The organism is Streptomyces violaceusniger Tu 4113, from assembly GCF_000147815.2.
In the GTDB taxonomy this organism is placed as follows: domain Bacteria; phylum Actinomycetota; class Actinomycetes; order Streptomycetales; family Streptomycetaceae; genus Streptomyces; species Streptomyces violaceusniger_A.
In genome coordinates, this window is record NC_015957.1 from 9202711 (window position 1) to 9227514 (window position 24804).

Below are 24804 nucleotides of genomic sequence, written 5' to 3' on the forward strand. Positions count from 1 at the left end.
TGTGGGCGGTCATCACGTCAGGACCTTCCGAATTCATTGTTGATGATGTCGAAGATGTCTTCGGCGGAGGCGGCGTCGAGGGCGAGTTCATCGTCCTCGCCGCCGTCGACGCCCGCCGCGCTCTCGGTCTCGTTCCATGTCCGCAGCAGCGCTTCGAGTCGGGCCGTGACCCGTTCGCGTTCCGTCGCGTCGTCGGAGACGTGGGAAAGGGTGAATTCCAGCTTGTCGATTTCGGCGAGGGCCGGAAGTTCGGGGGTGGTGTCCTCGCCGAGCAGGTCGGCGCGCAGCACATCGGCGAGCGCGCCGGGCGTCGGGTGGTCGAAGACCAGGGTGGCGGTGAGCTGGAGCCCGGTGGCCGCATTGAGCCGGTTGCGGAGTTCGACGGCGGTGAGGGAGTCGAAGCCCAGCTCCTTGAAGGCCCGGCCCGCCTGGACGGCCGTGGTGTCGTCGTGTCCGAGGACGGCGGCGACCTCCGTACGGACGAGGTCGAGCAGGACCTTGTCGGCCTCGGACCCGGTGAGCCCGGTGAGCCGCTGCCGCAGGGACTCCGCCGATGCCTCGGCCGTGCCGCCGTCCGCGCCCTCCGCCGGGTCCGGTGCCAGGGCGGCGCGGACCTCGGGTAGATCGGCGATGAGCGGGCGGGGGCGGGCCGCCGTGAAGGTGGGGGCGAAGCGGTCCCAGTCGACATCGGCCACCGTCAGCACGGTCTCGTTCCGGTCCAGCGCCTGCTGGAGGGCGGCGATGGCGGACTGCGGGGCCATCACCGGCAGGCCCAGGCGGCGCAGTTGCTCGGCCGCCTCGTCGTCGGCGACGAGTCCGCCGTCCGCCCACGGGCCCCAGGCCACGGAGGTGGCGGTGAGCCCGCGGGCCCGGCGCTGTTCGGCCAGCGCGTCGAGGAAGGCGTTTCCGGCCGCGTAGGCGCCCTGGCCACCACTGCCCCACACCCCGGCGATCGAGGAGAAGAGCACGAAGGCGTCCAGCTCGGTGTCGCCGAGCAGCGCGTCCAGATGGGCGGCGCCCGCGACCTTGGCGGCGACCACGTCGGCGACATCGGCCGGGGTGGTCTCCGCGAGCGGTGCGAACTGCCCGGCGCCCGCCGTGTGCACGACGGCGGTGAGCGGCTGCCCCGGGTGTTCGTCGCGGATCCGGGCCAGCAGCCCGGCGACCGCGTCCCGGTCGGTGACATCGCAGGCGGCGACGGTCACCCGGGCGCCCTTCGCGATCAGCTCGGCCGCGAGTACGTCGGCGCCGGGGGCGTCGGGGCCCCGGCGGCTGGTGAGCACCAGATGCTCGGCGCCGTTCTCCGCCAGCCAGCGGGCCACATGGGCGCCCAGCGCGCCGGTGCCGCCGGTGACCAGGACCGTGCCACGCGGCCGCCAGGGCGCGCCGGTGGCCGGGGTGGACTCGGCGTGGGCGAGGCGGCGGGCCAGGATTCCGGCCGTACGGATCGCCAACTGGTCCTCGTGGTCGTCGCCGTGTCCGCCGAGCACACCGGCCAGGCGGTCGGCGGCCCGTTCGTCGAGCGTCGCGGGCAGGTCGATCAGACCGCCCCAGCGCTCGGGGTGCTCCAGCGCGACCACCCGGCCCAGGCCCCAGAGCTGCGCCTGTGCGGCGCTGCCGGTCGGTTCCGAGGCGGCGGTGGAGACGGCGCCGGTGGTGGCGCACCACAGCGGGGCGTCCAGGCCCGCGTCCCCGAGCGCCTGCACCAGCACTCCGGTGCGCAGCAGCCCGGTGGGCACGGCGGGGTGGTCGGGGTGCGGGCGCTCGTCCAGCGCGAGCAGCGACAGCACACCGTGCACGGGCTCCTCTGCCGCCGCCTTGCGGATCCGGTCGGCCAGCGCGTCCCGGTCGAGGTCCCCGCCGTCTGCGGACGGGGTGATGCCGACGCGCCGGATGTCGGCGCCCCGGTCGGCCAGCGCGGCCACGACGCGCCGCACGGTGTCGGCATGGCCCGCGGCTGCGGCCGGTTCGGCGACCAGCCAGACGCCGGGGGCGGCGGCGAGCCGCGGCTCCTCCAGCGGCTTCCAGGTGACGCGGTAGCGCCGGCCGTCGAGCGCGGACTGCTCGCGTTCGCGGCGCCGCCATGCGGACAGCGCCGGGAGCAGCGCGCTGAGCGGCTGGTCCACGTCGATGCCCACCGCCTCCGACAGCGAGGCGAGGTCGTCGCTCTCGACGGCCTCCCAGAACCGGGCACCGGCCGTGTCGACGGCCGTGGCCGCCTCGCCGGACGTCTGCCGCGGGGTGCCGTCCAGCCAGTAGCGCCGCCGCTGGAAGGCGTACGTGGGCAGCTCGACGCGGTGGGCGCCGGTCCCGGCGAACAGCGCCTCCCAGTCCACGGCCGCGCCCCGGACGTGCAGCGTGGCGAGGGCGCCGGTCAGCGTCTCCGTCTCGGGGCGCCCGGCACGCAGCACGGGCACGAAGGCCACCTCTTCGGCGCCTTCGCCTCCGGTGGTGACGCACTCCTGCGCCATGGCGGACAGCACCCCGTCCGGGCCGAGTTCGACGTAGGTGGTGACGCCTTGGGCCTCCAGGGCGCGGACACCGTCGAGGAAGCGGACGGCGTGGCGGACATGGCGCACCCAGTAGTCGGCGGCCATGCCCAGCTCGTCGGCGACCGGCTGCCCGGTGACCGTGGAGACGATCGGGATGCGCGGCGCGCGGTACGTCAGCCCCTCGGCGACCTTGCGGAAGTCGGCGAGCATGCCCTCCATCAGCGGGGAGTGGAACGCGTGGCTCACGGTGAGCCGCTTGGTCTTGCGGCCCCGCGTCTCGAACGACGCCGCGATCTCCAGCGCCACGTCCTCGTCGCCTGCGATGACCACCGAGGCCGGCCCGTTGAGCGCGGCGATGCCGACGCGCTCGGTCAGCAGCGGCGCGACCTCGTCCTCCGCCGCCTGCAGCGCGACCATCGCGCCACGGGCGGGCAGTTGCTGCATCAGCCGGCCGCGCGCGGCCACCAGCGTGGCGGCGTCCTCCAGCGACAGCACCCCGGACACATGCGCCGCGGCCAGCTCGCCGATGGAGTGCCCGGCCAGGACGTCCGGCCGCAGCCCAGCGGCCTCGGCCAGCCGGAACAGCGCCACCTCGATCGCGAACAGCGCGGGCTGGGTGAAGCCGGTCCGGTCCAGCGACTCCTTGTCGGCCCCGAACAGCACGTCGTACAGCGGCCGTTCGAGATGCCGGTCCAGCTCGGCGCAGACCGCGTCCAGCGCCTCCGCGAAGACGGGGCTGGCCTCGTACAGCTCACGGCCCATACCGAGCCGCTGGCTGCCCTGCCCGGTGAAGAGCACGGCCGTACGACCCTCGGCGGGCACGCCCCGGACCAACTGCGCGGCGGACTCGCCGCGCGTGAGGGCGGTGAGGCCCGCGAGCAGCCGGTCCCGGTCCGGGCCGAGGACCACCGCGCGGTGCTCCAGGGCGGACCTGGTGGTGGCCAGGGAGTACGCCACGTCCACGGCGCCGAGCCCGGTGTCGGCCTCGATGTGGGCGCGCAGCCGCTCGGCCTGGGCCCGCAGCGCGTCCTCGCCCTTGGCCGACAGCGGCCAGGCCACCACATCGGGCCGTACGAGGGGGCTCTGCGGTGTGCTGTCGGCCGGCTCCTCGTGGACGGGGGCCTGCTCCAGGACCGTATGGGCGTTGGTGCCGCTGAAGCCGAACGAGGAGACGCCCGCGCGGCGCGGACGGCCGGTCTCCGGCCACTCCACCTGCTCGGTGAGCAGCGACACCGCGCCCGCCGACCAGTCCACATGCGGCGACGGGTCGTCCACGTGCAGGGTGCGCGGCAGCACACCGTGGCGCATGGCCAGCACCATCTTGATGATGCCCGCGACACCGGCCGCGGCCTGGGTGTGGCCGATGTTGGACTTGATGGCGCCCAGCCACAGCGGCCGGTCCGCGTCCCGCTCCTGGCCGTAGGTGGCCAGCAGCGCCTGCGCCTCGATCGGGTCGCCGAGCCGGGTGCCGGTGCCGTGGGCCTCGACCGCGTCCACCTCGGCGGCGGACAGGCCCGCACCGGCCAGCGCCTGGCGGATGACGCGCTGCTGGGCGGGGCCGTTGGGCGCGGTCAGACCGTTGGAGGCGCCGTCCTGGTTGATGGCCGAGCCACGGACGATCGCCAGCACCGGGTGGCCGTGGCGCCGGGCGTCCCCCAGCCGCTCCACGAGCAGCATGCCGACGCCCTCGCCCCAGCCGGTGCCGTCCGCACCCGCCGCGAACGCCTTGCAGCGGCCGTCCGGAGCCAGCCCGCGCTGGCGGCTGAACTCGATGTACGCGCCGGGGCTGGACATGACCGTCACACCGCCCGCGAGCGCGAGCGAGCACTCGCCCTGGCGCAGCGCCTGGATCGCCCAGTGCAGCGCCACCAGCGAGGACGAGCAGGCCGTGTCGACGGTGACCGCCGGGCCCTCCAGACCGAAGGTGTACGCGAGCCGGCCGGAGACCACGCTGGCCGCGTTGCCCGTGCCCAGGTAGCCCTCGACCTCCTCGGGGACGGTGTGCAGCGAGGCGTCGTAGTCCTGTCCGTTGGAGCCGACGAAGACACCGGCGGAGGTGCCGCGCAGCGTCGCCGGGTCGATGCCCGCGCGCTCGAACGCCTCCCACGACGTCTCCAGCAGCAGCCGCTGCTGCGGGTCCATGGCGAGCGCCTCACGGGGCGAGATCCCGAAGAACGGGGCGTCGAAGTGGCCCGCGTCGTAGAGGAAACCGCCCTCGCGTGCGTAGAAGGTGCCCCGCCGGTCGGGGTCCGGGTCGTAGAGCGCGTCCAGGTCCCAGCCGCGGTCGGCCGGGAACTCGGCGATCGCGTCCCCGCCCGCGGTGAGCAGTTGCCACAGCTCCTCGGGCGTACGCACCCCGCCCGGGAAGCGGCAGCTCATCGCGACGATCGCGATCGGGTCGTCGTCGGCCGGCGCCGTCACGACCGCAGGCCGAAAGGTCCCGGCGGTGGCGATGTCGGTGCCGGCGCCGATGAGTTCGCCGCGCAGATAGCCCGCGAGGGCGGCGGCCGTCGGGTAGTCGAAGACCAGGGTCGCGGGCAGTTGGACACCGCTGGCGGCGCCGAGCCGGTTGCGCAGCTCGACGGCGGTCAGCGAGTCGAAGCCCAGCTCGCCGAAGGCGCGGTCGGCGCCGATGGACCCCGAGCCGTCGTGTCCGAGCACCGCGGCCACCTGCGTACGGACCAGGTCCAGCAGCAGCCGGTCGCGCTCCGCCTCGCCCAGCCCGGCCAGCCGGGCGGTGAGCGAGGAGCCGTCGGCCGCGGTCTCGGTGGCGGTGTCCTCCGCCGCCGCGCGGGTCTCCGGGAGGTCCGCGAACAGGCGGCTGGGCCGTGCGGCGGTGAAGTCGGGTGCGAACCGGTCCCAGGCGATGTCCGCGACGGTGACCACGGTGTCATCGAGGTCCAGCGCCCGCTGGAGCGCGCCGATCGCCAACTCGGCGTCCATCGGCGGCAGTCCGCCCCGGCGCAGGCGCTGCTCCAGCGTTCCGTCCGTGGCCATGCCGCCCTCGGCCCACGGGCCCCAGGCGATCGAGGTGGCGGGCAGGCCCTGGGCGCGGCGCCGCTCGGCCAGCGCGTCCAGATAGGCGTTGGCGGCGGCGTAGTTGCCCTGGCCCGCGGCGCCGAACGTGCCGCTGATCGAGGAGAAGAGAACGAAGGCCGACAGCTCCCGGTCGCGCGTCAGCTCGTCGAGATGGGCCGCGGCGGCGGCCTTGGCACGCAGTACGGATGTGAAGCGCTCGGGGGTGAGCGAGTCCAGTACGCCGTCGTCCAGCACCCCGGCCGTGTGCACCACGGCGGTCAGCGGCAGCTCGGCGGGAAGACCGTCGAGGAGCCGCGCGAGCGCGTCCCGGTCGGACACATCGCACGCGGCGACGGTCACCCGGGCGCCCGAGGCGGCGAGTTCGTCGCGCAGCTCGACGGCACCGGGGGCGTCCAGGCCGCGGCGGCTGGTGAGCACCACATGCTCGGCGCCGCCCGCGACCAGCCAGCGGGCCACCTGCGCGCCCAGCGCGCCCGTACCGCCGGTGACCAGGGTCGTACCGGTGCCCGGCGTCCACGTGTCGCCGGAGGACGCGGTGGCCCGTACGAGCCGACGTCCGAACACGCCCGACGCCCGCACCGCGACCTGGTCCTCGCCACCGGCACCGGCCAGCACCTCGGCCAGCCGCCCCAGCGCACGCTCATCGGCCGTCGCCGGGAGGTCGACCAGACCGCCCCAGCGCTCGGGCAGCTCCAGCGCCGCCACCCGGCCCAGACCCCACAGCCGCGCCCCGTCCGGGCTGACCGCTCCGTCCGAACGGCCCACGGCCACCGCGCCCCGCGTGGCCACCCACAGCGGCGCGCCGATACCCGCGTCGCCCAGGGCCTGCGTCAGCGCGGCCGTCCGCAGCAGCGCGTCGCCGTCGGCGGAAGCCGGACCGTCCGCGAGGGCCGGACCATCCGCGGGTGCTGGACCGTCCACGGGTGCCGGACCATCCGCGGCGGCCGGACCATCCGCGGCGGCCAGACCGTCCGCGGCGGCCAGACCGTCCGCGAGGCCCAGCAGGGACAGCACGCCACCGGTCACGGGCTCGTCGCCGATGACTCCGGCCAGCCGTTCGACCACCGCGGCGCGGTCGTCGTCGGCGGCGGTCAGCTCGATGCGGCGTACGTCGGCACCGCGCTCGTTCAGCATCCGTACGGCACCCGCGACCCAGGCGTCCTTGGCCGCCTCGGCCGGTACCACCACGAGCCAACGGCCGCTCGGGGACGCCGCGGAGCGGTCGGTGACCGGCTTCCACGACACCCGGTAGCGCCAGCCGTCCACCGTCGAACGCTTCGATTGCTGCCGCCGCCACGACGACAGCGAGGGCAGCAGGGCCTCCAGCGCGCCGTTGTCCTCGGTGCCGAGGTTCAGGGTCTCGGCGAGCGAGGCCAGGTCCGCGCGCTCGACGGCCTCCCAGAAGCGGGCGTCGACCGTGTCCTGAGCCATGGCGTCGGGGGTGGCGGCGGAGGTCCGCACGTCCAGCCAGTAGCGCCGCCGCTGGAAGGCGTACGTCGGCAACTCCACGCGCCGCGCGCCGGTTCCGGCGTAGAACGCCTCCCAGTCCAGGGCCACGCCCCGGACCTGCAGCGCGGCGAGGGCGGAGCTGACGGTCTCGGCCTCGGGGCGGCCACCGCGCAGGGCGGCGACGAAGGCCGCCGCCGCGTCGCCCTCGGCGAGGCAGTCCTGGCCCATGGCGGACAGGACGCCGTCGGGGCCGAGTTCGAGGTAAGTGGTGACGCCGTGGGCTTCCATCGTCCGGACGCCGTCGAGGAAACGGACCGCCTCGCGCACGTGGCGCACCCAGAAGTCGGGGGTCGTGATCTCCTCGGCGGAGACGACGCCACCGGTGAGGTTGGAGACGATCGGGATGCGGGGGGCCTCGTAGGTCAACCCCTCCGCGACCTCGCGGAACGCGTCCACCATGCCGTCCATGCGCGGCGAGTGGAAGGCGTGGCTGACGGTGAGCCGCTTGGTCTTCCGACCCTGTGCCTCGAAGGTCGCCGCGATCGAGACAGCCGCGTCCTCATCACCCGCGATGACCACGGAGGTGGGCCCGTTGAGCGCGGCAATCGAGACGCGCTCGTTGAGCAGCGGTGTGACCTCATCCTCGGACGCCTGGACGGCGATCATCGCGCCACCGGCAGGCAGCTCCTGCATCAGACGGCCACGCGCGGCCACCAGCTTCGCCGCGTCCGCGAGCGAGAGCACCCCCGCCACATGCGCGGCGGCCAGCTCACCGATCGAATGCCCGGAGAGGAAGTCGGGCCGCAGCCCCCACGCCTCCACCAGCCGGAACAACGCCACCTCGACCGCGAACAGCGCGGGCTGGGTGAATCCGGTCCGGTCCAGAGTCGTGGCGTCGTCCCCGAACAGCACATCCCGCAGCGGCCGTTCGAGATGCGCGTCCAGGTGAGCGCACACCTCGTCCAGCGCCTGCGCGAACACCGGATAGGCGTCGTACAGCTCACGCCCCATCCCCAGCCGCTGGCTGCCCTGCCCGGTGAACAGGAAGGCCAGCTTCCCGGCCACCGGCGAGCCCTGCACCAGGCCCGTGGCCGGTTCGCCGGAGGCCAGTGCCTCCAGGGCGCGCAGGAAGCCGTCGCGGCCGTCGGCCACCAGCACCGCGCGGTCCTCGAAGGTGGTGCGCCCGGCGGCCAGGGTGTAGCCGATGGCGGCCAGGTCCACGTCCTCGTCAGTGGAGTGGGCGCGCAGCCGGTCGCGCAGGTGGCGGGCCTGGTCGCGCAGCGCGTCCCGGCCCACGGCCGACAGCGGCCACGGCAGCACCGGCGGAACGGCGGAGGGCCGCGCCGCCCCGTCCTCGTGGTCCTCGGCGGCCGGCGGCTGCTCGATGATGGTGTGCGCGTTGGTGCCACTGATGCCGAACGACGACACACCGGCGCGGCGCGGACGGCCGGTCTCCGGCCACTCCACCCGCTCCGTCAGCAGCGAGACCGCGCCGTCCTCCCAGTCGACGTTGGTCGAGGGCGCGTCCACGTGCAATGTCCGCGGCAGCACACCGTGGCGCATCGCCAGCACCATCTTGATGATGCCCGCGACACCGGCGGCGGCCTGCGTATGACCGATGTTGGACTTGATGGAGCCGAGCCACAACGGCCGCTCCGCGTCCCGCTGCTGCCCATACGTGGCCAGCAGCGCCTGCGCCTCGATCGGGTCACCCAGCGTCGTGCCCGTACCGTGCGCCTCGACCGCGTCCACATCGCCCGCCGACAGCCCGGCGGCGGCCAGCGCCTGCCGGATGACGCGCTGCTGGGACGGGCCGTTCGGCGCCGTCAGACCGTTCGACGCACCGTCCTGGTTGATCGCGGAGCCCCGCACGACCGCCAGCACCGGGTGGCCGTTGCGCCGCGCGTCCGACAGCCGCTCCACGAGCAGCATGCCCGCGCCCTCGCCCCAGCCGGTGCCGTCCGCCGACGCCGCGAAGGACTTGCACCGGCCGTCCGTGGCCAGGCCGCGCTGACGGCTGAAGTCGATGAACGTCTCGGGGGTGGCCATGACCGCGACACCACCGGCCAGCGCCATGGTGCACTCGCCCGCGCGCAGCGCCTGGATCGCCCAGTGCAGCGCCACCAGCGACGACGAGCACGCCGTGTCGACCGTGACCGCAGGGCCCTCAAGACCGAAGGTGTAGGCCACCCGGCCGGACGCGATGGAGCCCGCGTTGCCGGTGCCGATGTAGCCCTCGACACCGTCGGGGATGCCGTCGAGCCCGGTCACGTAGTCGTGGTACATGACGCCCGCGAACACACCGGTCTTGCTGCCGCGCACGGTCGCCGGGTCGATCCCGGCCCGCTCGAACGCCTCCCACGACGTCTCCAGCAGCAGCCGCTGCTGCGGGTCCATGGCAAGGGCCTCACGCGGCGAGATGCCGAAGAAGTCCGGGTCGAAGTCGGCGGCGTCGTGCAGGAAGCCGCCCTCGCGGGTGTACGAGGTGCCCGCGTGGTCGGGGTCCGGGTGGTACAGACCGTCGAGGTCCCAGCCACGGTCCACGGGGAAGCCGGAGATGCCGTCGCCGCCGGTGGCGACGAGCTCCCACAGCTCCTCGGGGGTGCGCACCCCGCCGGGGTAGCGGCAGCTCATGCCGACGATGACGATCGGGTCGTCGTCGACCGCCGGGGCCGCACCCGTCCGTACGGGGACGAGCGGCGCCGTGGTCTCCTCGGCGCCCAGCAGCTCCTCGCGCAGATGACCGGCCAGGGCGGTGGGGGTCGGGTAGTCGAAGACGAGCGTGGCCGGGAGCCGCAGCCCGGTGACGGTCTTGAGGTCGTTGCGGAGTTCGACGGCGGTGAGCGAGTCGAAGCCCAGCTCCTTGAACGCCCGCCCGGTCTCGACCGCCTCCGGGCCCGCGTATCCGAGCACCGCGGCGACCCGGCCGCACACCAACTCCAGCAGTTCACGGTCCTGTTCGGGCCGGGCGAGCCCGGCCAGCCGCTGGGGGAGCGAGGAGCCGTCGGCGGTGGCGGCCGCGGCGGCGGCCCGCCGGACCGGGGTCCGCACCAGGCCGCGGAACAGCGCCGGGACGCTGCCGGTCGCCGTGGCCTCGGTGCGCAGCCCCGCGTAGTCGAGCCGCATCGGGAACAGCACGGCGGCACCGTCGGCGCGGGCCGCGTCGAAGAGCGCGAGCCCCTCGTCGGCGGCGATCGGGGCGACCCCGCCACGCGCGATGCGTCGCCGGTCCACCTCGTCAAGACCGCTGCCCATGCCCGCGTCGCCCCACAGGCCCCAGGCCAGCGCGGTGGCCGGAAGCCCCTGGGCCACGCGGTGCTGGGCGAGCGCCTCCAGGAAGGAGTTGGCGGCGGCGTAGCTCGCCTGTCCGGGCGCACCGAACACGGCGGCGGCACCGGAGAACAGCACGAACGCGGACAGCTCGTGGCCGCGGGTCAGCTCGTGCAGGTTGAGCGCCGCGTCCACCTTGGGACGCAGCACCCGCGCCACCCGCTCGGGCGTCAGCGAGCCGAGGATGCCGTCGTCCAGGACGCCCGCCGTGTGCACCACGGCGGTCAGCGGATACTCGGCCGGGATGGCGGCCAGGGTCGCGGCGAGCGCCTCGCGGTCGGCCACATCGCAGGCCGCCCAGGTCACGGTGGCACCGGCCGCCGTGAGATCGGCGGCCAGCTCCTCGGCGCCGTCGGCGTCGGCGCCACGGCGGCTGACCAGCAGAAGCTGCCGTACGCCGTGGGCGGAGACGAGGTGGCGGGCGAAGAGGCCGCCGAGGGTTCCGGTGGCGCCGGTGATCAGTACGGTGCCGTTGGGGTCGTACGACGGGGCGGTGGCGGTATCCGCGTCGGTGTCAGCGGCGTTCTCGGTGACCGGCACCCGGGCCAGCCGGGGCGCGAGCGCCACGCCCGCGCGCAGCGCCAGCTCCGCCTCGTCCACGCCGAGCGCGGCGGGCACCGTACGGTACGAGCCCTCCTCGCCGTCCACGTCCAGCAGCACCAGACGGCCGGGGTTCTCCGACTGCGCGGAGCGGAACAGACCGCGCACGGCGGCGTACGGCAGCTCCGCCACGCCCGCCCCCGGCTCGGTCTCCACCGCGCCCCGGGTCAGCAGCACCAGCCGCGAGGCGGCGAACCGCTCATCGGCCAGCCACTCCTGGAGCAGGGCGAGGGTGGTCTGGGTGGCCTCGTACACGGCCGCCGCGCCGTCACCAACACCGGCACCGACACCAGCACCGACACCGGCACCGGCACCGGCACCGGCCAGCAGGACGGTGTCGGGCGCGGATGCCCCGGCCGCCACGGCCGTCCGCAGCGCCGACAGATCGCGATACGCGGCGATCCGGATCCCGGGCCCGAACGCGCCTTCCATCAGGGCCAGTTGACCGGCGTCCGCGCCGAGCATCGCCCAGTCGCCCGTGGCCGCGCCCGTCGCGGGCGCCGGAACCGCCGTCCAGTCCAGCCGGAACAGCGACTCGTGCAGCCCGCCGCGCGCCGCGCGGACCTGATCGGCGGAGGCCGCCCGCAGCGCCACCGACTCGACCGTGGCCACCGGACGGCCCGTACCGTCGGCCACCAGCAGCGAGACCGCGTTCGACGGCCGCTCGGACAGCCGCACCCGGAGCGCACCGGCCCCGGCCGCATATAGCTGAACGCCGTTCCACGCGAACGGCAGCAGCGCGCCCTCGGCCAGGGCCGTCTCACGGTCGGCGCTGTCGAGGCCGATGACGTGCAGCGCGGCGTCCAGCAGGGCCGGGTGCAGCCCGAACCGCTCGGCCTCGGCGCCCGACGTCAGCGGCGCGTCCTCGGGGAAGCCCACCTCGGCGTAGAGGTTCTCGCCGAGCCGCCAGGCGCCCTTGAGCCCCTGGAACACCGGCCCGTATCCGAGACCCGCCCCGGCCAGCTCCTCGTACAGCCCCTCGACCGCGATCGGTGTCGCGCCCTGCGGCGGCCATACGGCCAGCTCATCGGGCTCGCCGGACTCGGCGATCCGGGCGCCGGGTGCGAGCACACCGGTGGCGTGGCGCGTCCACGGCTCGGTCCCGAGCGCGTCCTGCCGACGCGAATGCAGGCTGAAGGAACGGCGGCCGGACTCGTCCGGCCCGTCCACGACGAGCTGCACCCGCACCCCGGTGTGCTCGGGCAGCACGAGCGGGGCTTCCAGGGTCAGTTCGTCCAGCCGCTCGCAGCCCACCTGGGCGCCTGCGGCGCCGGCCAGCTCGACGAAGGCCGTACCGGGCAGCAGCACGGTGTCCATGACCGCGTGGTCGGCCAGCCAGGGGTGCGTACGGATGGAGAGCACCCCGGTGAGCAGGAGCCCATCGGCGTCCGCGAGCGCGACGGCGGCGCCGAGGAGCGGATGGTCGATGTCGCCCAGCCCGATCGACTCCGGGTCGCCCGCCGCGAGGGCGGCGGCGCTGGGCCAGTAGCGCTGGCGCTGGAAGGCGTAGGTGGGCAGCTCGGCCGGGTCCACCGGGGCGGCGCCCGCACCGGCGAAGACGGCCGCCCAGTCCGGCGTCACCCCACGGACATGCGCCCGCGCGACGGCGGAGAGCAGCGCCTCGGCCTCCGGACGGTCCTTGCGCAGCGCGGCGGCGAAGGCGGCCTCGTCGCCGGTCACGCACTCCTGCGCCATCGCGGAGAGAACGCCATCGGGGCCGAGCTCGACGAAGGTCGTCACACCCTGGGCTTCCAACGTGCGGACGCCATCGAGGAAGCGGACGGTTTCGCGGACGTGGCGCACCCAGAAGTCGGGGGTCGCGATCTCGTCGGCGGAGACGATGGCGCCGGTGAGGTTGGAGACGATCGGGATGCGCGGGGTCTCGTACGTCAGCCCCTCGGCCACCTCGCGGAACGCGTCCAACATGCCGTCCATGCGAGGCGAGTGGAAGGCGTGGCTGACGGTGAGCCGCTTGGTCTTGCGCCCCTGGGCCTCGAAGCCCGCCGCGATCTCCAGCGCCGCATCCTCGTCACCCGCGATGACCACGGAGGTGGGCCCGTTGAGCGCGGCAATCGAGACGCGCTCGTTGAGCAGCGGTGTGACCTCATCCTCCGACGCCTGCACTGCGACCATCGCGCCACCGGCCGGAAGCTCCTGCATCAACTGCCCACGCGCCGCCACCAACTGCGCCGCATCGGCAAGCGACAACACACCCGCCACATGCGCGGCGGCCAGCTCACCGATCGAATGCCCGGAGAGGAAGTCCGGCGTCAGCCCCCACGCCTCGACCAGCCGGAACAACGCCACCTCAACCGCGAACAACGCAGGCTGGGTGAACCCGGTCTGGTCCAGTACGGCCGCGTCATCCCCGAAGAGCACATCCCGAAGCGGCCGCTCCAGATACAGCTCCAGATGCGCACACACCTCATCCAACGCATCCGCGAACACCGGATAGGCGTCGTACAGCTCACGGCCCATGCCGAGCCGCTGGCTGCCCTGCCCCGTGAACAGGAACGCCACCTTGCCCTCGGCAACCGCCCCCTCGACCACGGACGGGGCGGACTCGCCACGCGCCACCGCGTCGAGCGACCGCAGCAGCTCGTCCCGGTCGCCGGCGGTCAGCACCGCACGCCGCTCCAGGGCGGCGCGGCCGATGGCCAGGGCGTGGGCGACGTCGAGCGGCGCCGACTCCGGCCGCGACGCGAGGTGGGCGTGCAGCCGCGCGGCCTGCTCCCGCAGCGCTTCGGCATTCTTGGCCGACAGGACGAACGGCAGGAAGCCGCCGAGGCCATCCCGCTCGGGCGCCTGGGCCGGGGCGGCCGGAAGAGCCGGGGCCGGGGCCGGGGCCGGGGCCTGCTCGATGATGGTGTGCGCGTTGGTGCCACTGATGCCGAACGAGGAGATACCGGCGCGGCGCGGACGGCCGGTCTCCGGCCACTCCACCCGCTCCGTCAGCAGCGAGACCGCACCCGCCGACCAGTCCACATGCGGCGACGGCTCATCCACATGCAACGTCTGCGGGAGCACCCCATGCCGCATCGCCAGCACCATCTTGATGATGCCCGCGACACCGGCGGCGGCCTGCGTATGACCGATGTTGGACTTGATGGAGCCGAGCCACAACGGCCGCTCCGCGTCCCGCTGCTGGCCGTACGTGGCCAACAGCGCCTGCGCCTCGATCGGGTCACCCAGCGTCGTACCCGTGCCGTGCGCCTCGACGACGTCCACATCACCGGTCGTCAGCCCGGCGCTGGTCAGCGCCTGCCGGATGACGCGCTGCTGGGACGGACCGTTCGGCGCCGTCAGACCGTTCGACGCACCGTCCTGGTTGATCGCGGAGCCCCGCACGACCGCCAGCACCGGGTGGCCGTTGCGCCGGGCATCCGACAGCCGCTCCACGAGCAGCATGCCCGCGCCCTCGCCCCAGCCGGTGCCATCGGCCCCGGCCGCGAACGCCTTGATGCGGCCGTCGGCGGCCAGTCCGCGCTGACGGCTGAAGTCGATGAAGTTCTCGGGGGTGGACATCACCGTGACGCCGCCCGCGAGCGCCATCGTGCACTCGCCCTGCCGCAGCGCCTGCACCGCCAGATGCAGCGCGACCAGCGACGACGAGCAGGCCGTGTCGACCGTGACGGCCGGGCCCTCCAGACCGAAGGTGTACGCCACCCGGCCGGACACCACGCTCGCCGCGTTGCCCGTGCCCAGATGGCCCTCCAGGCCCTCGGGCGCCTGCATCAGCAGTGACAGATAGTCCTGGCCGTTGGTCCCGGCGAAGACACCGATCTGCTGACCGCGCAGCGCGCCCGGGTCGATGCCCGCGCGCTCGAACGCCTCCCACGACGTCTCCAGCAGCAACCGCTGCTGCGGATCCATGGCGAGCGCCTCACGCGGCGAGATCCCGAAGAACGAGGCGTCGAAGTCGGCGACGTCGTAGAGGAAACCGCCCTCGCGTGCGTACGACGTGCCCGGACGGTCCGGGTCCGGGTCGTACAGCCCCGCCAGATCCCAGCCACGGTCCGACGGGAACTCCGCGATGGCGTCCCCACCCGCCGTCAGCAACTGCCACAGCTCTTCCGGCGACCGCACCCCACCCGGGAAACGGCAGCTCATCGCCACGATCGCGATCGGATCGTCGGCCACTGCGACCGTCGGCGCGGCCACGCCACCGGTCACCGCAGCATCCGCGCCCAGCAGCTCCGTGCGCAGATGGTCCGCGAGGGCGGTGGCGTTCGGGTAGTCATAGATGAGCGTGGCGGCCAGCCGCAGGCCCGTCGCCGCGTTCAGCCGGTTGCGGAGTTCGACGGCGGTGAGCGAGTCGAAGCCCAGCTCCTTGAAGGCGCGTCCGGCCTCGACCGCCTCGGCCCCGCCGTGCCCCAGCACCGACGCGACCTGCGTACGCACCAGCTCCAGCAGCGTCTGTGCGCGCTCGTTGTCCGTCAGACCGGACAGCCGCTCCGCCAGTGTGCCGGTCCCGGCGGTGGCGGCCACGCGCGGCGAGCCCTCGGCGGCCGGCGCCGGACGTGCGGCCCGCACCTCGCCGAACAGCGCGCTCGGCCGTACGGCGGTGAACTCGGCCAGGAACCGGTCCCAGTCGATGTCCGCGACCGTCACGGCGGTGTCATCGAGGTCCAGCGCCTGCCGCAGCGCGGTGAGCGCCGACTCGGGCGCCATGGGCGGCACACCGTCGCGGCGCATCCGCCGCTCCAGCGCCTCGTCGGCGGCCATCCCGCCCTCGGCCCACGGGCCCCAGGCGATCGAGGTGGCGGGCAGGCCCTCGGCGCGGCGCAGCTCCGCCAGCGCGTCCAAGTAGGCGTTGGCCGCAGCGTAGTTGCCCTGCCCGGCGGCACCCACCGACCCGGCGAACGAGGAGAAGAGCACGAAGGCCGAGAGGGGCAGGTCGCGCGTCAGTTCATGGAGGTTCCGCGCGGAGGTGGCCTTGGCGCGCACCACGCGCTCCAGGCGCTCGGCGTCCAGCGTGTCCACAAGGCCGTCGTCCAGCACACCGGCCGCGTGCACGACGGCGGTCAGCGGGAACTCGGCCGGTATGGACGCCAGCAGCTCCCCGAGCGCGTCCCGGTCCGCCACATCGCAGGCGGCAACGGTCACCCGAGCACCCGACGCGGCCAGCTCATCCCGCAGCTCCACCGCGCCCGGGGCATCGAGCCCCCGGCGGCTGGTGAGCACCACATGCTCGGCACCGTTCTCCACCAACCAGCGAGCCAGATACGCACCCAACGCGCCCGTACCGCCGGTCACCAGCACCGAACCCGAGGGCCGCCAGCCCTCGTCGTCCGACGTCCGGATCCCGGAAGCCTCCGTCAGCCGGCGTCCGAAGACGCCCGAGCCACGCACCGCGACCTGATCCTCGCCACCGGCCCCGGCCAGCACACCCGCCAACCGTCCGAGCGCACGCTCGTCGGCCGTCCCGGGAAGGTCGACCAGACCACCCCACCGCTCGGGCAGCTCCAGCGCCGCCACCCGGCCCAGACCCCACACCAGCGCCTGACGCGGGCTCACGGCACCATCCGAACGCCCCACCGACACCGCACCCCGCGTCGCCACCCACAGCGGCGCACCCACACCCGCATCACCCAACGCCTGCACCAACGCAGCCGTCCGCAGCAGACCCGTCTCATCGTCGACCGTCGCCAGCAGGGAGAACACCCCCGCCACCGAACCGCCCACGACGGCCGCACGCAGCTCCTCCGCGATCCCGGCCCGGTCCACCGCAGCCGACTCGACCACGCGCACATCCACACCACGCCCGGCCAGCATCCGCACCACACCCGTGGCCCACACACCCCGGCCCCATCCACCGGAACCACAACCACCCAGCAGCCACCCAAAACCCCGGCCGCCGACCGCTCCGTCACCGGCTTCCACGACACCCGGTAACGCCAACCATCCACCGCCGAACGCACCGACTCCTGCCGCCGCCACGACGACAACGCAGGCAGCACCTCACCCAGCGAAACCCCCGGATCCACCGCCAACTCCGCAGCCAACGCGGCCACATCCCCGCGCTCCACCACATCCCAGAACCGCCCATCGACGGCCGAGCCCGACGCGGCAGCCTCCGCCGCCGGGGTCTCCTCCCACCAGTACCGGGTGCGCTGGAAGGCGTACGTCGGCAGCTCGACCCGCCGGGCCCCGGTGCCCTCGAAGTAGCCGCCCCAGTCCAGGGACTGGCCCCGGACGTGCAGCAGGGCGAGGGCGGCGGTCACCGACTCGGCCTCCGCACGCCCCTTCCGCAGCGCGGCGGCGAAGGCGGCCTCGTCGCCGGTCACGCACTCCTGCGCCATCGCGGAGAGAACGCCATCGGGGCCGAGCTCGACGAAGGTCGTCACACCCTCCGCTTCCAACGTCCGCACACCATCGAGGAAACGAACGGCCTCGCGGACATGGCGCACCCAGAAATCGGGGCTGGTGATCTCCTCGGCGGAGACGATGGCGCCGGTGAGGTTGGAGACGATCGGGATGCGCGGGGCCTCGTACGTCAGCCCCTCGGCCACCTCACGGAACGCCTCCAGCATCCCGTCCATACGCGGCGAGTGGAACGCATGGCTGACCGTGAGCCGCTTGGTCTTCCGACCCTGCGCCTCGAACGACGCCGCGATCTCCAGCGCCGCATCCTCGTCACCCGCGATCACGACCGACGTCGGCCCGTTGAGCGCGGCGATCGACACCCGCTCGTTGAGCAGCGGCGTGACCTCGTCCTCCGACGCCTGGACGGCGATCATCGCGCCACCGGCGGGCAGCTCCTGCATCAACCGCCCACGAGCCGCCACCAACTGCGCCGCGTCCGCGAGCGACAACACACCCGCCACATGCACCGCGGCCAACTCACCGATCGAATGCCCGGAGAGGAAGTCCGGCGTCAGCCCCCACGCCTCGACCAGCCGGAACAACGCCACCTCAACCGCGAACAAGGCGGGCTGAGTGAATCCCGTCTGATCCAGCGCCTCGGCATCATCCCCGAACAGCACATCCCGCAGCGGCCGCTCCAGATACAGCTCCAGATGCGCACACACCTCATCCAACGCATCCGCGAACACCGGATAGGCGTCATAGAGCTCACGCCCCATCTCCAGCCGCTGGCTCCCCTGCCCCGTGAACAGGAACGCCACCTTGCCACCGGCCACCGCCCCCTCGACCACCCCCGAGGCGGACTCGCCACGCGCCACCGCGTCCAGGCCCGCGAGGAACGTCTCACGGTCAGTGGTGATGAGCGCCGCGCGCTGTTCCAGCGCGGTGCGGCTGGTGGCGAGCGAGAAGGCGAGGTCGGTCGCGCTCAGTTCGGGGTGGGTGCGGAGGTGGGTGGCGAGCTGTGCGGCCTGGGCGTGCAGCGCCTGGCCGTCCTTCGCGGACAGCAGCCACGGCAGCGCGGGCAGATCACGCGGCGCGGGCTCCTCGGCCGGGGCGGCCGGAAGGGCCGGGGCCGGGGCCTGCTCGATGATGGTGTGCGCGTTGGTGCCACTGAGCCCGAAGGACGACACACCCGCACGGCGCGGGCGGCCGGTCTCCGGCCACTCCACCTGCTCCGTCAGCAGCGAGACCGCACCCGCCGACCAGTCCACATGCGGCGACGGCCCATCCACATGCAACGTCTGCGGCAACACACCATGCCGCATCGCCAACACCATCTTGATGATGCCCGCGACACCCGCCGCCGCCTGCGTATGACCGATGTTGGACTTGATGGACCCCAGCCACAACGGCCGCTCCCCATCCCGGTCCTGGCCGTACGTGGCCAGCAGCGCCTGCGCCTCGATCGGGTCACCCAGCGTCGTACCCGTACCGTGCGCCTCGACCACGTCCACATCACCGGCCGACAGCCCCGCACCGGCCAGCGCCTGCCGGATGACGCGCTGCTGCGACGGGCCGTTGGGCGCCGTCAGGCCGTTCGACGCACCGTCCTGGTTGATCGCGCTGCCCCGCACGACCGCCAGCACCGGGTGACCGTTCTTCTCCGCGTCCGACAGCCGCTCGACCAGCAGCATGCCGACACCCTCGCCCCAGCCGGTGCCGTCCGCACCGGCCGCGAACGCCTTGATCCGGCCGTCCTCCGCCAGCCCGCGCTGACGGCTGAAGTCGACGAACGCCTCCGGCGTGGACATCACCGTGACGCCACCCGCGAGCGCCATCGTGCACTCGCCGCCGCGCAGCGCCTGAACGGCCATGTGCAGGGCCACCAGCGACGACGAACACGCGGTGTCCACCGTCACCGCCGGACCCTCGAGACCGAAGGTGTACGCCACCCGCCCCGACACCACGCTCGCCGCATTGCCCGTGCCCAGATGGCCCTCCAGGCCCTCGGGCGGGGTGGAGACGAGGTCGGCGTAGTCCTGTCCGTTGGTGCCCGCGAAGACACCGGTACGGCTGCCGCGCAGCGTGGCCGGGTCGATGCCCGCGCGCTCGAATGCCTCCCACGACGTCTCCAGCAGCAACCGCTGCTGCGGATCCATGGCAAGGGCCTCACGCGGCGAGATCCCGAAGAACGAGGCGTCGAAGTCCCCGGCGTCGTAGAGGAAACCGCCCTCACGCGTGTACGACGTCCCCTGACGATCCGGGTCCGGGTCGTACAGCCCCGCCAGATCCCAGCCACGGTCCGACGGGAACTCCGCGATGGCGTCCCCGCCCGCCGTCAGCAGCTCCCACAGCTCCTCCGGCGACCGCACCCCACCCGGGAAACGGCAGCTCATCGCCACGATCGCGATCGGATCATCGGCCACCGCGACCGCAGGCGCAACCACACCGCCACTCACCGCAGCATCCGCGCCCACCAGCTCCGTGCGGAGATGGTCGGCGAGAGCGGTGGCGTTCGGGTAGTCGTAGATGAGCGTGGCGGCCAGCCGCAGGCCCGTCGCCGCGTTCAGCCGGTTGCGCAGCTCGATCGCGGCCAGCGAGTCGAAGCCCAGCTCCTTGAACGCGCGCCCGGCCTCGACCGCCTCGGCCCCACCGTGTCCCAGCACCGACGCCACCTGCGTACGCACCAACTCCAGCAGCGCACGGTCCTGTTCGCCCTTGGGAAGGCCGCTCAGCCGCTCGCCGAGCGGGGTGGCGGAGTCGGCGTCGGTGACGACCTTTCCGGACTCGGCGCCGGTCGCGGCGCGCGGCCCGGCCTCCGCCGCCGCCAGCTCGGCGATCAGCGGGCTCGGCCGTACGGCGGTGAGGGTGCGGGTGAAGTTCTCCCAGTCGATGTCCGCGACCGTCACGGCGGTGTCATCGACGTCCAGCGCCTGCCGCAGGGCGGCAACTGCGGATTCGGGCGCCATCGGCGGCATGCCCTCGCGGCGCATCCGCCGCTCCATGGCGTCGTCACCGGCCATGCCGGAGCCGGCCCACGGGCCCCAGGCGATCGAGGTGGCGGGCAGGCCCTCGGCCCGGCGCAGCTCCGCCAGCGCGTCCAAGTAGGCGTTGGCCGCCGCGTAGTTGCCCTGCCCTGCGGCACCCACCGACCCGGTGATCGAGGAGAAGAGTACGAACGCCGTGAGGTCCAGGTCGCGCGTCAGCTCGTCCAGATGGCGGGCGGCGTCGGCCTTCGCCCGGAGCACCGAGGCGAACCGCTCAGGCGTGAGCGAGTCCAGTACGCCGTCGTCGAGCACACCGGCCGCATGGACGACGGCGGTCAGCGGAAGCTCCTCCGGAAGCCCGGCCAGCAGCTCCGCGAGCGCGTCCCGGTCCGCCACATCGCAGGCGGCAACGGTCACCCGAGCACCCGACGCGGCCAGCTCATCCCGCAGCTCCACCGCGCCCGGGGCATCGAGCCCCCGGCGGCTGGTGAGCACCACATGCTCGGCACCGTTCTCCACCAACCAGCGAGCCAGATACGCACCCAACGCGCCCGTACCGCCGGTCACCAGCACCGAACCGGCGCCCGGCGACCACGAGCCCTCGGAGGCCGAACCCGTTGCCGACCCCGACGAGGCCGCCCGCACCAGCCGGCGTCCGAAGACACCTGAGCCACGCACCGCGACCTGATCCTCGCCACCGACCCCGGCCAGCACACCCGCCAACCGCCCCAGCACCCGCTCATCCACCGACTCCGGCAGGTCGACCAGACCACCCCACCGCTCCGGCAGCTCCAACGCCGCCACCCGACCAAGCCCCCACACCAGGGCCTGACCCGGACTCACCACACCGTCCGAACGCCCCACCGACACCGCACCCCGCGTCGCCACCCACAGCGGCGCACCCACACCCGCATCACCCAACGCCTGCACCAACGCAGCCGTCCGCAGCACATCCGTCACCGAGGCGTCGCCCACCGCCAGAAGCGACACCACACCCGTCACCGAGGCGTCGCCCACCGCCGCACGCAGCTCATCCGCGATCCCGGCCCGGTCCGCCGCGTCCGACTCGACCACGCGCACATCCACACCACGCCCGGCCAGCATCCGCACCACACCCGTGGCCCACACACCCCCGGCCCCATCCACCGGAACCACAACCACCCAGCAGCCACCCAAAACCCCGGCCGCCGACCGCTCCGTCACCGGCTTCCACGACACCCGGTAACGCCAACCATCCACCGCCGAACGCACCGACTCCTGCCGCCGCCACGACGACAACGCAGGCAGCACCTCACCCAGCGAAACCCCCGGATCCACCGCCAACTCCGCAGCCAACGCGGCCACATCCCCGCGCTCCACCACATCCCAGAACCGCCCATCGACGGCCGAGCCCGACGCGGCAGCCTCCGCCGACCCGGCCAGAGTCAGGGCCGGGGCCGGGGCGTTGAGCCAGTACCGCTGGCGCTGGAAGGCGTAGGTGGGCAGGTCGATCGTGCGGGCGCCGGTGGTGGCGTACGGGGCGGCCCAGTCCGCCTTCTTGCCCCGGACGTACGCCAGTGCCACGGCCGCCGTCAGGGTTTCGGCCTCCGGGCGCCCGCCGCGCAGCGTGGCGGCGTACGCGGTGCCGTCGGCGTCGGCGTCGGCGTCGGGCAGACAGTCCTGCGCCATGGCGGTGAGCACGGCGTCGGGGCCGAGTTCCAGGAAGGTGGTGGCGCCCTTGTCGGCCAGTGTCCGCACACCGTCCAGGAAGCGGACGGCCTCGCGGACATGGCGCACCCAGTACTCGGGCGAGCACAGCTCCTCGGCGGTGGCGACGCGCCCGGTGACGGTGGAGACCACGGGGATGCGCGGCGGTGCGTAGTCCAGCACCTGGGCGACGCGCCGGAATTCGGCGAGCATGCCGTCCATGAGCGGGGAGTGGAACGCGTGGCTCACAGTGAGCCGCTTCGTCTTACGGCCCCGCTCCTCGAAGGACGCCGCGATCTCCAGCGCCGCGTCCTCATCTCCCGAGACGACGACGGAGTGGGGGCCGTTGACGGCGGCGATACCGATCCGGTCCTCGCGTCCGGCGAGCAGCGGCAGCACCTCGTCCTCCGACGCCTGCACCGCGATCATCGCGCCACCGGCCGGAAGCTCCTGCATCAACCGGCCACGGGCCGCCACCAGCGCGGCGGCGTCCTCCAGGGACAGCACACCCGCCGCATGGGCGGCGGCGAGTTCGCCGATGGAGTGTCCGGCGAGCAGGTCGGGGCGCAGTCCCCAGGACTCGACCAACCGGAACAGCGCCACCTCAACCGCGAACAGGGCGGGCTGGGTGTAGTCGGTGCGGTCGAGGAGGGCGGCCTCGGGGCTGCCCTCCTCGGCGAAGAGCACGTCGAGCAGCGGGTGTTCGAGCTGTTCCTCGAGGTACCAGCAGGCGTCGTCGAGGGCTTCGGCGAAGACGGGGTAGGCGTCGTAGAGCTCGCGGCCCATGTCGAGGCGCTGGCTGCCCTGTCCGGTGAAGAGCAGGGCGAGCTTTCCGGCGGCGGGGGCGCCGCGTACGACGGTCGGTGCGTCGCCGTCCTCGGCGAGGGTGCGCAGGGCGGCGAGGAAGCCGTCGCGGTCGCCGGCGAGGAGCACGGCGCGCTGTTCGAAGGTGGCGCGGGTGGTGGCCAGGGAGTGGCCGATGTCGGTGAGGGCGAGCCCGGGGTCGGCCTCCAGCAGCGTGTGCAGCCGCTCGGCCTGGCCACGGAGGGCGTCGGTGGTCTTCGCGGACAGGGTCCAGGGCAGTACGGCGGGTTCCGCGGAGCCCTCGCCGTCGGAGTCCTCGGCTTCGTTCCGATCCTCGCCGTCGGCCGGGGGCTGTTCGATGATGGCGTGGGCGTTGGTGCCGCTCATGCCGAACGAGGAGACGGCCGCGCGGCGCGGGCGGTCGCTCTCCGGCCACGGCCGCGCCTCGGTCAGCAGCTCGATGTCACCGGCGGTCCAGTCGACATGCGGGGTCGGCTCGTCGATGTGCAGGCTGCGCGGCAGGACGCCGTGGCGTATCGCCATGACCATCTTGATGATGCCGCCGACCCCGGCCGCGGACTGGGTGTGGCCGATGTTGGACTTGAGCGAGCCGAGCCACAATGGCCGGTCCGCCGCGCGCTCCTGGCCGTAGGTGGCGAGCAGCGCCTGGGCCTCGATGGGGTCGCCCAGCGTCGTACCGGTGCCGTGGGCCTCCACCGCGTCGACCTCACCGGAGGACAGTCCGGCGTTGGCGAGGGCTTGGCGGATGACGCGCTGCTGGGCGGGGCCGCTCGGGGCGGTGAGGCCGTTGCTGGCGCCGTCCTGGTTGATGGCGGTGCCGCGGACGACGGCGAGGACCCGGTGGCCGCATCTCCGGGCGTCCGAGAGCCGTTCGACGAGCAGCATGCCGACGCCCTCGCCCCAGGCGGTGCCGTCGGCGGCGGCGGCGAACGGCTTGCAGCGTCCGTCGGCGGCGAGGCCGCGCTGGCGGCTGAAGGCGATGAACGAGCCGGGGTTGGCCATGACGGCCGCGCCACCGGCGAGCGCCATGGTGCACTCGCCCGCGCGCAGCGCCTGGACGGCCAGGTGGAGCGCGACCAGGGAGGAGGAGCACGCGGTGTCGACGGTGACGGTGGGGCCTTCGAAGCCGAAGGTGTAGGCGATCCGGCCGGAGGCGACGCTGGCGGCGTTGCCGGTGACCAGATAGCCCTCGAAGCCCTGCTCGGCCTCGTGCAGCCGGGGGCCGTAGTCCTGGGTCTCGGCGCCGACGAACACACCGGCCCGGCCGCCCCGGAGGGTCGCGGGGTCGATACCGGCGCGTTCGAAGACCTCCCAGGAGGTCTCCATCAGCAGCCGCTGCTGCGGGTCCATCGCGAGGGCCTCGCGCGGCGAAATGCCGAAGAACGCCGGATCGAACTCATCGGCGTCGTGCAGGAATCCGCCTTCGCGGGTATAGCTGCTGCCTGCCTTGTCCGGGTCGGGGTCGTAAAGCCCGGCGAGATCCCAGCCCCGGGTCACCGGGAATTCGGAGATGACGTCTTTTCCGCCCGCGACGATTTCCCACAGTTCTTCGGGAGAGCCGACCGAACCGGGGAATCGACAGCTCATTCCGACAATGGCGATGGGCTCGTCGGCGGCGATCGGGCCCATTGTGGCGTCGGCAGCGGACGCGTCGGAGCCGTCGTTCTCACCGAGCAGTTCGGCGCGCACATGGCGGGCGAGGTCGGCGGGGGTGGGGTGGTCGAAGGCGAGGGTTACCGGCAGTCGCAGTCCGGTGGCGGCGGTCAGCCGGGCGTGCAGATCGACCGTGGCGAGGGAGTCGAAGCCCAGGTCGAGGAAGGGGCGCTCGGGGTCGAGGAGGTCCGGGGCCTTGTCCTTGAGGGCCTGCTCGACGATCTCGCCGACCCAGGCGGTGAGGGCCTCGGCGCGCTCGGCCTCGGGGATCCCGGCGAGCCGGTCCCGCCACGGGGACGCTCCTTCGGGGCTCGTGCCCCCCATTTCGGTGTGCTCGGGCGTGAAATCCACGGACTCACTCACCATCGCGCGCCCCATTACCCTCGCAGACATAACACCAAGACCGTACGTCAGCTTTACACAGGGCAGGGCGGCTA

The 24804-nt window shown here is 73.7% G+C and carries 2 protein-coding genes; both read right to left on the bottom strand.

From position 1 onward, the window contains the following. Window positions 1-17 precede the first annotated feature (17 nt). Window positions 18-16427: a type I polyketide synthase gene (locus tag STRVI_RS37565; protein ID WP_014060791.1), complete on the bottom strand. Its 16410-nt coding sequence runs from the start codon at window positions 16425-16427 to the stop codon at window positions 18-20. Then, window positions 16424-24718 carry a type I polyketide synthase gene (locus STRVI_RS56250; protein WP_353477065.1) on the bottom strand — a complete coding sequence of 2765 codons (8295 nt, stop codon included), beginning with the start codon at window positions 24716-24718 and terminating at the stop codon, window positions 16424-16426. The genes STRVI_RS37565 and STRVI_RS56250 overlap by 4 nt, the downstream gene beginning before the upstream one ends. Window positions 24719-24804 lie beyond the last annotated feature (86 nt).